This window comes from Desulfobacula sp. (genome assembly GCF_030145145.1).
Classification (GTDB): Bacteria; Desulfobacterota; Desulfobacteria; order Desulfobacterales; family Desulfobacteraceae; genus Desulfobacula.
Map to the genome: position 1 here is coordinate 1 of NZ_JAQYWD010000072.1, position 13,726 is coordinate 13,726.

General features: G+C 40.2%; 17 protein-coding genes. 9 read left to right on the forward strand and 8 right to left on the reverse strand.

Going from position 1 to position 13,726, the window contains the following annotated elements; translation table 11 throughout:
• Positions 1 to 682 precede the first annotated feature (682 nt).
• Positions 683 to 1,054, reverse strand: coding sequence for a class I SAM-dependent methyltransferase (locus Q1Q15_RS25625; RefSeq protein ID WP_363321045.1), 372 nt, complete (start codon positions 1,052 to 1,054; stop codon positions 683 to 685).
• A 6-nt stretch (positions 1,055 to 1,060) separates the two neighbouring features.
• Positions 1,061 to 1,372: a glycosyltransferase gene (locus Q1Q15_RS24760; RefSeq protein ID WP_300465338.1), complete on the reverse strand. Its 312-nt coding sequence runs from the start codon at positions 1,370 to 1,372 to the stop codon at positions 1,061 to 1,063.
• 730 nt (positions 1,373 to 2,102) lie between these two features.
• Here Q1Q15_RS24760 and Q1Q15_RS24765 point away from each other — a divergent pair.
• Positions 2,103 to 2,246, forward strand: coding sequence for a hypothetical protein (locus tag Q1Q15_RS24765; RefSeq protein ID WP_300465340.1), 144 nt, complete (start codon positions 2,103 to 2,105; stop codon positions 2,244 to 2,246).
• Positions 2,247 to 2,332: 86 nt separating this feature from the next.
• The gene (locus Q1Q15_RS24770) at positions 2,333 to 2,482 is read left to right on the forward strand and encodes a hypothetical protein (protein ID WP_300465342.1); all 150 of its coding nucleotides are present in this window, start codon (positions 2,333 to 2,335) and stop codon (positions 2,480 to 2,482) included.
• Positions 2,483 to 2,737: 255 nt separating this feature from the next.
• On the opposite strand, the gene Q1Q15_RS24775 is transcribed toward Q1Q15_RS24770, so the two are convergent.
• From Q1Q15_RS24775 to Q1Q15_RS24780, 3 genes are all read right to left on the reverse strand, one after another.
• Entirely contained in the window at positions 2,738 to 3,130 is a 393-nt protein-coding gene (locus tag Q1Q15_RS24775) for a hypothetical protein (RefSeq protein ID WP_300465344.1), read from the reverse strand.
• A 189-nt stretch (positions 3,131 to 3,319) separates the two neighbouring features.
• Entirely contained in the window at positions 3,320 to 3,535 is a 216-nt protein-coding gene (locus tag Q1Q15_RS25630; RefSeq protein WP_363321046.1) for a helix-hairpin-helix domain-containing protein, read from the reverse strand.
• 278 nt (positions 3,536 to 3,813) lie between these two features.
• Positions 3,814 to 4,014, reverse strand: coding sequence for a hypothetical protein (locus tag Q1Q15_RS24780; protein WP_300465345.1), 201 nt, complete (start codon positions 4,012 to 4,014; stop codon positions 3,814 to 3,816).
• A 133-nt stretch (positions 4,015 to 4,147) separates the two neighbouring features.
• Here Q1Q15_RS24780 and Q1Q15_RS24785 point away from each other — a divergent pair, with 133 nt between their 5' ends.
• Positions 4,148 to 4,810, forward strand: a complete 663-nt coding sequence (locus Q1Q15_RS24785; RefSeq protein ID WP_300465346.1) for a class I SAM-dependent methyltransferase — start codon at positions 4,148 to 4,150, stop codon at positions 4,808 to 4,810.
• A gap of 142 nt (positions 4,811 to 4,952) precedes the next feature.
• On the opposite strand, the gene Q1Q15_RS24790 is transcribed toward Q1Q15_RS24785, so the two are convergent.
• Together Q1Q15_RS24790 and Q1Q15_RS24795 are read right to left on the reverse strand one after the other, a co-directional pair.
• Entirely contained in the window at positions 4,953 to 5,396 is a 444-nt protein-coding gene (locus Q1Q15_RS24790) for an ester cyclase (RefSeq protein ID WP_300465348.1), read from the reverse strand.
• 104 nt (positions 5,397 to 5,500) lie between these two features.
• A complete protein-coding gene (locus tag Q1Q15_RS24795) occupies positions 5,501 to 8,872 on the reverse strand; it encodes an adenylate/guanylate cyclase domain-containing protein (RefSeq protein WP_300465349.1) in 3,372 nt (1,123 codons plus the stop codon).
• Between the two features lie 174 nt (positions 8,873 to 9,046).
• Between Q1Q15_RS24795 and Q1Q15_RS24800 the strand changes: the two genes are divergently transcribed.
• From Q1Q15_RS24800 to Q1Q15_RS24810, 3 genes are all read left to right on the forward strand, one after another.
• Complete coding sequence (locus Q1Q15_RS24800; protein WP_300465363.1) at positions 9,047 to 9,223, forward strand: DsrE family protein; 177 nt, start codon at positions 9,047 to 9,049, stop codon at positions 9,221 to 9,223.
• Positions 9,224 to 9,561: 338 nt separating this feature from the next.
• Positions 9,562 to 9,771 carry a hypothetical protein gene (locus Q1Q15_RS24805; protein WP_300465351.1) on the forward strand — a complete coding sequence of 70 codons (210 nt, stop codon included), beginning with the start codon at positions 9,562 to 9,564 and terminating at the stop codon, positions 9,769 to 9,771.
• A 34-nt stretch (positions 9,772 to 9,805) separates the two neighbouring features.
• Positions 9,806 to 9,940, forward strand: a complete 135-nt coding sequence (locus Q1Q15_RS24810; RefSeq protein WP_300465353.1) for a DUF3944 domain-containing protein — start codon at positions 9,806 to 9,808, stop codon at positions 9,938 to 9,940.
• A 176-nt stretch (positions 9,941 to 10,116) separates the two neighbouring features.
• On the opposite strand, the gene Q1Q15_RS24815 is transcribed toward Q1Q15_RS24810, so the two are convergent.
• Positions 10,117 to 11,226: a TOBE domain-containing protein gene (locus Q1Q15_RS24815; RefSeq protein ID WP_300465355.1), complete on the reverse strand. Its 1,110-nt coding sequence runs from the start codon at positions 11,224 to 11,226 to the stop codon at positions 10,117 to 10,119.
• A 176-nt stretch (positions 11,227 to 11,402) separates the two neighbouring features.
• Between Q1Q15_RS24815 and Q1Q15_RS24820 the strand changes: the two genes are divergently transcribed.
• From Q1Q15_RS24820 to Q1Q15_RS24830, 3 genes are all read left to right on the forward strand, one after another.
• On the forward strand, positions 11,403 to 12,365 hold the full coding sequence (locus tag Q1Q15_RS24820; protein WP_300465357.1) for a sulfite exporter TauE/SafE family protein: 963 nt from the start codon (positions 11,403 to 11,405) through the stop codon (positions 12,363 to 12,365).
• 147 nt (positions 12,366 to 12,512) lie between these two features.
• The gene (locus Q1Q15_RS24825; protein ID WP_300465359.1) at positions 12,513 to 12,986 is read left to right on the forward strand and encodes a flavin reductase family protein; all 474 of its coding nucleotides are present in this window, start codon (positions 12,513 to 12,515) and stop codon (positions 12,984 to 12,986) included.
• Between the two features lie 8 nt (positions 12,987 to 12,994).
• Positions 12,995 to 13,243, forward strand: a complete 249-nt coding sequence (locus Q1Q15_RS24830; RefSeq protein ID WP_300465361.1) for a hypothetical protein — start codon at positions 12,995 to 12,997, stop codon at positions 13,241 to 13,243.
• Positions 13,244 to 13,726: the final 483 nt, after the last annotated feature.

Here is a 13,726-nt window from a genome sequence, read left to right on the forward strand (position 1 = left end):
TCTTTGGGGGAGCTTTGTGACATAGTAAATAAGGAAAAATTTTTATACCCCGGGACAGAACTGAAACTGGTATTTAAGGCTGCATAAGCTGCATTTAAATTTGGCTAATGTCAGGAGCTCTGAAATTTCAAAATCAAAGATTCCAAAAATTTGGCGTTACCGGTCGAAGACCATGCCCTATGTGTCCAATTTGACATACTGGTATAACAAGATCTCTTGGAGGCAGTCCCAAGGATCAGAGCACCTTTGAGCCATAATATAAATATTGGCGCGGACATGGTAACTCGTTCACAATTTCACCAGTTTCAAGTTTATAGGCGAGCTGACATAACCTATCATTTTCTCCAGTTCCAGTAGTTTCAGTGTCGAGGAATATGAACATGAATCTCCATTTTTTTTATATTTTTGTATTAGATTCTGTATGATTACCAAAAAGAGTCGGTTGATTCAAGCAATATCCGACGTATCCAGCAATACCTGGGGCATGCAAGCCTCAATACCACCATGGTCTATCTTCATCTGACCACCCAGGGCCATGAACGGGCATATGGCATTATCAATGACCTCATGAAGGCGGTATGATTATGGATACAATTAAAGACATTATCACAGCCTTTGCCCCTGAATATCTTGAACGGTCAAAAGCAATCGCTGGCGAACCTGCCAACTGGATGCCATGGAATTAATCCGAGCTTCTTGAACATTGCCTCCAATTTCGAACCTTTTCCGACGGAGGGATTTTGGGCTTTCCAGCTACATTTGAGATAAACCATCCTCCTGGCTTAAGGGATGTATAAATACGTCGTAAATCTTGTGTAATGCCTGACTGTGAAAGTTGTCCTGGGCAGTACGAGCCAGCCCAGGCCAAAACAAAACACTCGGATTCATCTAAATCTGCACATTGCATCTGTCGAAGAGTTACATCTCCCCCTTGCTTTGCAACATTGCTCTGTGCAATTTCGAGATATTTATCCCCCGGATCAAAGGCAAACACCTGGAAACCTTTTTGCGCAAAAGCGGTAGCATGGTAGCCGAGGCCACATCCGATATCCACTAATGGTCAAAAGCTGATAGTTTGGACCATATTGTGCTGGGACACGTGTTCCACAGCCTTCATATGGTACAGAATCAGATCCGGAGCTGTCTCTTTGCATGCCGTTCCTGCATTCCCTAGTATGATCTTCCCCTCTGGTGTGTGCATGAAATCAATGAAATCGTTATTAACATAAGCATAGCCTAAACTGTTTTCCCGTATGAACGGCTCGAAGTGTGCACAGGTACAAATGGTGACTTCATTGCCGGACTCCATAAGTGCTTGGCCCAATGCAATATAGGGTTGAACATCACCTCGTGTACCAATTGTCACAATCATGATATTCATGTTGATTCCTTTCTGGAGAGTATTGAAATCAAAGGTCTTAGGCCGCGTGTAACGGTATAGTTCAGCAGTTTTTCTAAAATAATCAATGGTCGGGGACTCGAACAATTACTAAAATTAACCCTCGCGTTTTATTTACATACATGCCGAATGTTAAGTTCACAAGCTTGCCTGCGTAAAGCGGATTGTCCATCCCGCGTTTGGTGTCCTGATTAACCCCCAAATAACCGGCTCGCCCGGTTCATTTGATAGGTTGGAATTTTAATAATTTGAAGATTTCGGTCAAATTCCCTCTTAGACGGCCCATTCGGGTATTAAAACGAGGCCGCTAGGAGCTGTTTTTCAGAGTTTTGAAAAATTTTTCTTTTTGTTAACAGTGGGTTCGCGACTTTGCTTGGTCCGCCCCTATCTGAGCCTCAAAAATTTTAAATACCAGTCCTGAAGGTTTGGTACGCCACCGGAGGCTTAACTTAGTTTTACCCTCAAATTCCTCTAACTTAAAGCTACATAATTGGAGATAAAAAGTAAGGGGTATTAATCTTATATGGTAATGCTATCAGAGAGTCCAGGCACTTTGCGCTGATCTGGGTTATCTCTTATGGTTTAGTGATAGTTATTGACTATCATTAAACAATTATTATAACCCCATTGAAGTTTTATTTGGCATGACTAACTTATGCCTAAATCCCAGACAAGGCTAACCCAAATATTAAAAGGTCACAAAATGACAAATCATAAAGTTGAAAATTATATCGAAAGTGATAATGAGAGAAATGAGGGACATGTAGACACCAGACATAAAAATTTTGAATGCGAGAATCCGGACACACACTTGGGATGTGATCTTGGAATTGATGTGGCCGGATAACGTACAGTTCGGATGAGAAAGGAAAGCAGAGCCTCTTTGAGGCTCTGCCATTCATCAATAATGACAAATAATTTAGGGGGTGCGAGATGATAGAAATTATAGCAGTATTAACAGTAATGACGGTTTTGGCGATCGGATATTATGTAAGCAAAAAAACTAAAACGGAGGGTGTATGCAAGGTTTGGGTGCAGGAGAACCGTTCAACTGAATGGGTCTGCATTGAAAGATTAAAATGATTAAGGCCCTTATAATTTAATCGTTTTCAAGAACATATGATTATAATAAAATCGTTTATGTAAAAATTTTTCAAATGAATTTTGACCCTCAATGATTATGGTGAAGGATCTATTTTGAAAGACAATTCGACTATGGAAACGGAGTTTTCAACAAAACGGCCAGCCACTCGGATAAACCCTTAATGGGGTCAATATTACGCTGACCGGGGTAAAAGTTGGACGCTGATTAACAGCTAATGTTAAGTCGGTTAATTTTTATTTTTGAAATTTGATTGTGAGTGCAGTAACAACACCCCACACCCAGTTGAAAAACAAAACAAATACCGGAGTATATAAACCTAATTCAAGCCCTGCCATTCCTTTGTGTGTTTGAAAAGGAAAAACAACAAACAATTGGACTATAGTAGGCAACAGGCTTAGAACTGTGCCTTTCAACAATAGGTTTGATTTAAACATTGAGAAAACAAAAACGAGGCCCCAAAGACCTCCCCATACAATACGAGGATAAAGCCAATTGGGAGTTAATGCTGGGGAAATTTCAACACCCAATGACGAAGTAATACCGAAGTCTCCAAAAAGCCAAACAACAATGCTATTTGCTAATCCACCCAAACAACCTGCTGCAAAGAAAACCAATATTTTATTCATATAGACGCTCCGATTTATATTGTAAGGTTAACATGATTTGGAATGTTATCCGACCTGCAACGATTAAAATTCGCATTATTAATTCAGTACCAAGCCAAACTAATATTGTAAAGCGCATTAAATTATATGGAAAAAGTAAAATTAAAAGAATCAATTCGCCATTAAATTTAATTGGATTAATCTGTCTTTTCAATCCTTGCCTTCGATTCGAAGCAATATGGATTTTCTTTTCTCGGTAAATGACCACCAAGGTGAAGGTTCTCCACCCTCCATGAAAGCAACCGCAGATATGAATACATCAATTACACATGGGTCATGTCTGATACCTGTTTTCGCGCAAAGACTTTCATATAAATCAAATGGATCTTTCCCGATCAATCTTTGGGGATGATCGATTCCAATCAAAGGTACAAGACCTTGACTCCTCTTGAATATTTGTCAAAATAATACCAACGTTGGAGAACCAGTTTTTCTCTATATGATGACTTTAAAAAGTTTTGTTCCATCAATATCTCCCGATAGGTTTAACCTTGTGTCTACTTGTTTAGGGAAGAATCATTATCCAAGTTGCGAGTTTTGGAAAGCAGAAATAATCCTAAAAAAGCTGTAATGGCAATTGTCCCGAAAGTAACCTCCCAGGAAAAAGAGCTGTTCCCGCCCCCTGTCCGGATCTGCCGAAGTGATTACACCGGCATGGATGGCTGCAGAATCCCCTTGAAAAAAATGGTGTAACTGATGCACAGGCAAACCAGGTATGGATAGGGGATCTCTGCCAAAAATCCAAGGCTTATACCCAACAGGCCGGAAATCGTCATCACAAAGGATACGATTTTGCGGTGACCAAATTTTGCAGCAAGTTCACCAAATAGAATGCTGGCAACCATTCCAAATATTCCGGCGACAGGCAGAGCACTTTTGGTATTTATGTTACAACTCAACCCGGGGCTTGAAAGCGAGCACTAATTGGCAAAAGTCCTATGGGAATTTTTATCCAAATGTGCAATGCTATCCAAAACTATGAAACAATGGATAAAAATTCAAAGGATACCTGGCGTTCTGGCATCTGCTTATGAGAAGGCGACCCGGCTGGCAGTTGAAAGCTACTACAGCCAGGTTGCTGATGAGATTGCATCAAGTTTTGCAACCGGTGCAATTCTTGACCTTGGCACCGGACCGGGGTATCTGCCTGTTGAGATTGTGAGGCGCAAGCCGGAAATAAGCTTAATCGGTATTGACCTCAGCAGAAAATTAATTCATATGGCTCAAGCCAATGCCGCAAAAGCAGGATTCTCTCATCAAATCCAGTTTAAATTCGGAAACGCCGCCAAGCTTGGTTTTGATGATGATCTGTTTGATATGGTTATCAGCACTGGAATGCTGCATTCATTAAAAGATCCTGTAAGGGTTTTAAAAGAAATATACCGGGTATTGAAAAACGGCGGACAGGCCTGGATCTTTGATCCAGCCAAAGTCGCATCCGATGCCGACCTGTTAAAATGGAAAGCCTCTCTTACGTCACGCGAAAGGTTTTTTTTATGGATTTTTAAGATGCTCGGTCTTCATAAACCGGTCGTGACCTACCATCGTAACCAGGTGATACCGATGCTTGAAGCTGCCGGTTTTAGCGAATACCGGATTGAGGAAAAAAATAAAGAGATACGGATCAAATTGAAGAAATAGGCGGCAGTGATCAAGTTTTTTTAGTTTTCCCCGAGATATCTGCCCATGGACGTTACACTAAGAACTGGAAAAAGAATTCAACGCCCTTAAGGGAGCAAAATGGCCACTGCGCCTGTCCTTGATTCTACTTCCTAAAAATAATTTAAAGGGTCTTGTTATCTATGTTCAAAACTCCAAGTTGATGTAAAATCGTATTTGAATCATAATAGTCGTAACCCCTGATCACCTTACCGTCCTTTATCTTCATGACGCTACAATACTTAACCTTAATCTTGCGATTACTTGGGGGGAAGTCACCAATAACTGTTTTCAGTGGTCCTGTATTTGTACCGCTGTTAGTATATTCAACAACGACCCACTCTTCTTGTACAATAATATTAGTGATTTCTACTGTTCCATCCGGGAAGGCGGTTCGCCATCTTTTATAATCATTTAGATAACCTTCTGGCCCATGCTGAATTTCATTTCTGGGAATATCAATAAATTCACAATCATCAGCAATTACCTTCATCCCTTTATAAGGGTCCCTCTTTGCCCAAGCCTCATGAAAGGTGCGGGCAACAGTGGCATTGTCGATTACTGCCATAATGGTCTCCTTTTTGAATAAATTTAAAATTTTAAATCAGTGTCGTTTATGGTATCTGAATAAAAATAATGTTTCATCATGATTTTTAATTTTAAATTAAGAGGTTATGGAAATACTGAAATTTTCTTTTTATATTTATCCACCCACCCTTGAGCCTTACATTTTTTGAAAATATTAACTGCTTTTTTAAGCATATCCCGGGCGTTTGGTTGGTCACCTTTACGTTTAAATAATTCAGCATATAAAGCATGATCTTTGCCTAACTGCCACATCATATCATTTTTGATATTTGTTTCTATGGCCTTTTTGATCCAATCCTCTGCTTCGGGAATGTGGCGGTCATCAATGTTTAAAAAAATTTCTCCTATACTTCTTTTAATCAAACCGCTGTATAATTCTATTTTATTAGTGGATTCATCTTCAAACAAAGGTTCAATATCAATATTTTTTTCGTTTCCCATCACCTTTGCTTTGGCCAAGCATACCCTGTTCAATTTATTCCAGGAAGGCATTGTTTGATTTTTTTTCATCACTAAAATTGAATTGGCATAATGTTCCTTACTTTTATCATACTCTCCCATATCAAAATAAAGTTCACCTAAGTTATGCTGTGTAAAGGCATTCCATGTGTAAATCCCAATTTTTTCGCAAAAAGAGATGCCTTTTAATAAATGCTCTTCAGCTTTATCAAACGATCCTTTAATATAGCAGGCAACCCCAAAGTTGGAATAGGCAAAGGCTTTTGGAAAGACATCCATAGTTTCTTCTGCAAGCTGAAGGGCTTTATCACAAGACTGATATGCAAAATCAGCATTCCCCTGGTGCGCGTGGACAAAATAACCAATACAACTTTTCACCACAGCGATATCCCATAGCGTCCCCTTTTTGACAACAATTTCCATTGCTATTTCAAAATGCTGAAGAGCGTCTTTGAATTGACACATGAAGGATAGGGCAACCCCCATCCAATAATTTGGAAATCTGGATAAAGAAATATCATTTATTTGATTCGAAATTTTTAACGCCTCTTTAAAATATGTAATTGATTCGTTATAGTTTTCTTCAACAGACCATTTATATATCCCCAGGATGGAAATAATATCAGGTAATTTGCTTTTGTAATCATATTTCCGGGCTAAATCAACAATGGGTCCTATTGGCTTTTTAGCCTCCGAGAAATAATCCATTTTTATAAAATAATACCCGAGATTTGTTCTGGCATCGATTATCTTCTTTTCGATTTGCTCAGTTTTTTCACACTTCTCTAGACAGAATATTCTTTTTTTTGCATAGGCAATAGCATCCTGGAAATTAACTGATGACTCTGCTTTATTCCCTGCCAATTTTGAGTATTCTGCCGCTTTAATGTAATCACCGCTTTCAATGAAATGAGTAACCAGTACGCCATAATATTCATGGATATTATCTTTGTATAATGTCTCAATGGCACTTCCAATATTACCATGCATACGTTTTTTTCTTTTTATCAATATCGAATCATAAACAACTGCACGGGTTAATGCATGTTTAAAGACATAGACAGATTTCGGGTATATACCCCTTTCATAAATCAGTTCTGAATCCCTCAATTCGAATAAAAGATCATTCAAAGTATTTTCTGATTTCTCTGTCACAATCTTGATCAACTCATAACTGAACTCCCTTTCAATCACGGAACCAATCTGAAGTAACTCTTTGGCACCTTCAGCCTGAGAGTCAACCCTTGCCATGATGATGTCTTGTATCGTTGAAGGAATACTGACCGCTTCAATATCTTTTGATAAATAATATTCATGGTTTTTTACTTTAATTAAATTCATTTCCTTAAGGGATTTTATAAATTCTTCTATAAAAAAGGGAACGCCTTCTGTTTTTTCAAGAATCAATTTCTTTAAAGAGGTGTCGATATTTTTTTCCTCCAGAATGTGCGTCATGACTGCATTGCTTTCCCGATCGGAAAGCCGGGTCAAAGTAATCTGACTGTGATAGGATTTTCTACCCCAGGTATGGACGAACTCAGGTCGATAGGTAAATATTAAAAAAATTTTTGAACCTGGAATACGATCCATAAGATTTTTAAAATAAATTTTTGAATATTTGTCGATCCAATGGAGGTCTTCGATTGCTAATATCAGCGGGCGAATTTCAGAACCTTTCAAAGTTATTCTGTCTACGGCACCTATAATTCGTTCTTTTTTTTCTTCAGGGCTCATGGACAGTCCATTGATACCGCTTTCCTCAACCGAAAGCAAATCCAATAGATAGGGAAGTGTCTGGGTTTCACCTACTCCAATTGCTTTTATACCTGATCTGACTTTTTCAACAATTTCAAAGTCCCTTTCACCATCCTGTATTTCAAAATTCGATTTCAGGACATCAATGACCGGGTGATAGGCTTCACCACGACTGTAGGACAGGCATTTGCCTTCCAGAAATGTGGCATCCTCACTGACGATGGCTTTTCGGAATTCATATAGCAGTCTTGATTTCCCTAAACCAGCCTCTGCCATGATTGAAAAGACCTGTCCTCTGCCTTGCTTAACTCGTTTAAAGCCGTCAAGGAGAAGCTCGAATTCCCTCCCTCGTCCTATAAAGGGGGTGAGCCCTTGTTCGGCACTGACATCAAATCTGGTTTTTCTGGTGCTGGGAGCAATCACCCGGTAAACCTTGATCGATTTTATTTTGCCTTTGATCTCTTTTTTCCCCAGAGCTTCAAATCGAAAAAAGCCCTCAGTTAATTTGAACGTATTTTCAGTCACATATGTAGTGCCGGGTTCTGATATCCCTTCCATCCGTGAAGCCAAATTAACCGTATCGCCTACTGCTTTAAACTCTACTCTAAGGTCATTTCCCAGAGTCCCCACCACCACAGGGCCGCTGTTAATACCAATCCGCATTCTTATTGGAAATATTTCTTCTTTTTCTTGTTGCAGCTTGTCGCTAAAGCGGGTCATTTCCCGGTGAATAGCATATGCAGACCGTATAGCCCTTTGCGGTGCGTCTTCCAGAGCAATCGGGGCGCCAAACAATGCCATAATCCCATCGCCGGTAAACTCATTGACTGTCCCCTCATAATCGTGGACTTTGTGAATTAAAATTTCATATACCTGATCCATTATTGTGTAGGCATCTTCGGCACCAAGTGACTCAGAAAGGGAGGTAAATCCCTTCATGTCACAAAACATAACAGTGACCTGCTTTCGTTCACCCTCAATTCGATCCTTTTGAGATAGGATCTTATCCGTAAGACCTTTAGGCAGGTACTTTTGAATTTTTTGAATTTTTTCATCAACAGAAAAAATCCTTTTCTCAGGTTCCGAAGGGATATCTAATTTCTGGCCACATTTACCGCAGAATAAGAAATGAAGAGGGTTTAGAAAACCGCATTGTGGGCACTGCCGTTCCATTTTGGTCCCGCATTTCCCACAATATAGCATGTCATCGTCAATATTGAATTCACAATTCGGGCACTTCATTTATATCCCTTTTTCTGCTGATATGTATTATTCATTACAAGGGGAAGATGCCGGGAAAAGAAGGTCAAAACCATATTATCGGAATGAATAAAGAGTGTCCCCTTTTTTCGTATGTCAAAAATGATACTGGCTTTTGCAATATTTTGTAAAGCTAAATCATAAAATAATGATGACATTCAAAAAAAAGTGAAAGAGGCATTGGATGCCGGTGTTCATATAACTGCCTGCAAAGCGTGTGCTGATCAGTTAGGGGTAACCGATGATCTGAAAAAACTTGGAATTGAAGTGGTATATTGGGGAGTCCCACTCACGGATATTTTAAAAAATGATGAAACGCTTTTGACAATATAAAACGTAAAGTTCTGAAAAATATGCCGGAAACCAAAAAAATCCTTTATGGTTTCCGAAATACATTTGATTCAGCAAAACCGGTTTGGTTGAAATTTGCATCTATAAATTTTACTGACTTTTTACAAGATTAACCACTTGAATCTGATGTATGATACCCCCATCAGCGATTTAAACTTGATAAATCTTTATCTTTTATCTATACCAACAAATTAAAACTATGGTATATGAAATTGACAGTGTATCTAATTGAAATAAACAGAATCAATCTGGATGGCATTTTATAATATGGATGATAATACTCATAAGAAACCCAAAGGTGCTGGCAAAAGTAGCTTCGAGTGCTGAAACAAATCAAAACCATACTCAAACCAGGTGGATGTCTTACCGTTATTGAATTCAAGAAAATAGAAGGACCTCCAGGACCACCGATGAAAATACGATTGTCTGAGGATGAAGTTGAAAAGATGGTTACCGGATATGGATTCAAAAAAGCTAAAACCGTTGATATTGGCGATTATAATTACCTGATGACCTTTAAATCTCTATGATTCTAAAATATCCCGCCATAAACAAGGACACGATGTGACAAAAGAAGAACTGATTGAAATTTTAAAACGTGTATTAAAAACAGAATCGGATTTAGAGTTCCTTTTAAAACTGGATGAATCAGAACTGGAAACACTTGTTGCAATTGTCCGTGACCGTGTTGATGGATGATTTAAATCCAAAAAACCTTATTCCCCTTTTATTTTATATAAGATCATTTTTTCCCTGGACGTTACACATCGATTTATAGATCTTGTTCCCGGCATTCATAGGTCTGGAGAATACCAGATACCGGTTTTTTCATGGGTTCATTTTTCTGGGGGAGGCAGATCAACTTTTCAAGAGTATCAATCCACATCCAGAACTACAGCGAAGCAATTAAATATGGCCCAAACCTGGTCGCCTGTCTTAAGGCCAAGGTGTTGAACACCTTCCGTGGAAACCACTGCGCACAGTTCTGTCCCGTCTGTGATACGGACAGTATATTCCGTATTGATTTTTCCTTTATTCATCCGTTCAATGATCCCATTAAATCTATTCTCGGCGCTGCATTTCGGTTCTTCTTTTCCGCTATGCAAAATAACCCACGGTGCCTTGACCTCTGCCGTAATCAGCATCCCTTTTTTTAATGCGAGCTGTTCTGCACTGTCGTTGGTGATAACTGTGGTAACTGAATAACCGCTGATAGAAATTAAAGTGACCCGGGTTTGAATATCTCCCCTATGAAGCGCTTGAATTTTACCGAAAAATGAATTCCGGGCACTGGTTTTGCGTGACGACTCTCTTTCGATAAAAAGCTTAGTCACCCGTTGAATATCATCTACTGAAAAGGATACGTAGGAACCGGTGGGATTCAGCGTTGAATGACCCAGCATTTTTTGAACCGCTGGTAAGGGCATATTGCCCTGCATCAACTCTACGGCACGCGATTTTCTTATCATCTCAGGGCCGCCGAGGCTTTTGGGAAATCCGCAGGCCTCAGCGCGTTCGTAAAACTTACGTCGAACAAAACCAGGATCAACATCAAACCGATTTTTTAAAGAACTCTTGAAAAAAGGATCGGTAAGAATCTCTTGAATCTCGGAAGAAAGCATTGTGGAGATCTGAACCCTTCGTGGATCGTTTTTGGTATCTGGACCTTCGCTGCTAAAATCAACAGAGTGTCCCTTGAAATCAATGTCCTTAAAAGGATTAAGGGTCAGAACTTCATTCAACTTTGCACCCGTGTACCGTATCAATAAAAAAATGATTAAAATACGTCGGCGAGCCAAGCGGACATCTGCACGTGGGGAAACTTCTGACCATTTTCGAAATGATTGCTCTACCTGATCGAGTTGGGCAGAATTCAGACATCGCCCTTCCTCGGGAATTGAAGCAATACGTCCCTGTTTCATGCCTTTCTGCAATACCTTCTGCTGATTGGGCAAGGGGGAATCAACTGTAATTCTTGAATCCATTTGGTCTTTCCACCAGCTTCTTAAAATGTTGTCTTATGTTTTTCATTTATAGCACATTTGAGAATGGAAACCACCAGATAAAATCTTCTTGACATCAAAATACTAACCCTATAAACTAACACGAACAAAAAATTAATCGTGTTAGTTTATCAAATTATCTGATATGGGAGGTTAAAATGATTTTTCATACCGCTGGAATTGAAGTCGCCCTTTGGATTCCGCCGTTGGTGGCGTTCATGATTTCATTTTTTACTTCCATGGGTGGCGTGTCTGGTGCTTTTCTTCTCCTGCCATTTCAAATGTCCTTTCTCGGGTATACAAATCCTTCAGTCAGCGCCACCAATCAATTGTTTAATATTGTAGCCATTCCAAGCGGCGTGTACCGCTATTGCAAAGAAGGCAGGATGGTATGGCCACTTACCTGGGTTGTTGTGATCGGTACCTTGCCGGGTGTTTTCATAGGTGCCTTCGTACGAGTGGCTTATCTTCCGAATCCGACTCATTTCAAACTGTTTGCTGCTGCGGTCTTGTTTTATATCGGACTTAGAATGGTGCGGGATTTATTAAAGAAAAACACAGGCAATTCCAACAAGGCCAGTAGCGAACAACAATTTCAAGATATGACGCGTCGTTATCGGGATAAAGCAGCAGATCAAGGAATGAATGACTTGGCAGCTTTAAAAACCGTAACAGTCACCCACTTCAACCTAAAACGGATCGGTTATATCTTCTATGATGAAGCATTTGACGTATCTTTTTGGGGTATTTTCACCCTTAGCTTTATTGTTGGCATCGTGGGTGGCATTTATGGCATCGGCGGTGGCTCCATCATCGCCCCTTTTTTCGTGACTTTTTTTGGACTACCGGTTTATACAGTGGCTGGTGCCGCTCTAATGGGAACCTTCATGACCTCTGTGGCTGGCGTAGCTTTCTACCAGATCATCGCGCCTTTCTATCCGGACATATCCGTGGCACCGGATTGGATGTTGGGCATTTTGTTTGGACTCGGGGGGATGGGGGGAATGTATCTTGGGGCTTACTGCCAAAAGTTCGTCCCGGCCAAGGTGATCAAGTGGATGTTAGCAGGTATTATAGTGTTTACAGCAACAAAATATATCTCTGCCTTTTTTGGTTATTAACTCAACTTTTTCGGGGTTGGCCATCTCTGTCTTTTGTCCGGCCCGGGTTGAAAAATCACAGACCAAAATCCTTGAAATCTTTTTGCTCACATGCAATAAAACTGAGAGTAAACCTGGCCCGGTAACCGTCATAACAAGGTGTTCAAAATGAAAAAAGAATGGATAGCGGCATTCGGCCACATGACATATGGAATCTATGTTTTAACCGCCCGGTTTGATGATACCATCAACGGGATGATTGCATCCTGGGTCACCCAGGTATCATATGATCCGCCAATGATAATGGTGGCGGTCCATCCCAATCGGTATTCCCATGGCTTGATTGAAAAAAGCCATGCCTTTGCGTTGCATGTGCTGGATTGCTCACAAAAAGAGATGCTGAAAAGATTTAAAGGGCCGGATCCTGCACAAAAATTCTCCGGTATTCCCTGGGATACCGGTAAAACAGGGGCTCCAATTTTAAAAAATTGCATGGCATGGTTTGAATTAAAGGTCAAGGAACGGCATGATCCCGGTAATCATACTCTTTTTATCGGAGAGGTGATAAATAGTGGTACCAAAATTCCGGGCACCCCCCTTTGCACCCTGGACTATGATGGCATGTATGTAGGGAAAGATTAATTTTTTGATTGTCCCATAACCATTCTATCCTTTTTCCCAATCTTTTTCCATACACCGAATGGTCGGCAGTTTCCCTGTTTGACAATAGCCACCATGTTGAAATCGGCAGTGCAAGTCTACAGCCTTATCAGGACAGCTTTATCAATTGTTCCCGATACCTTGAGCGGGTTAAAAAGCTTGATCCGGGTGCGATTTATATGTCAATCACCCAGAATCATCTGCCCGGTGCAGGGGGATCCCTGGTTTCCGAACAATGATAAAAAATAAAATTGTTCGGAAATACCTGGAGGAATTATTCCAATATTCGGAAAGACTTCACCACTTGATTGAACACATCAACATCCCGATCAAAATATTACAATTTAGGTGCTCTGTAAAACAGTGTATAAAAATAATCTTTATGAATCAGACCATAAACAATAACTTTAAAACGATCCCCCCCATTGGTATGAACTATTGTTCTATCCCTAAAACCGAATACAAGAAATGGTCTCTGATATGGACGCTGGTTCATATAATGGCATCTGAATATTCAAATTTTGATTGTCGCTCACCACAAATGATTGATATACGTTTTTTATATGAAAATGTGACAGCAGAGCCCCGGACGGGGGATCGGATCGGCCCGTTCGGACCCAAAGGCGATCAGCCCATTTGCCCTGCCGGGCGTTAAGAAGCGCAGGCTGTTTGAGGACACACCTGCCCGCAGTTCCTGCGCTTTAGACCGGTAGGGCAAATGG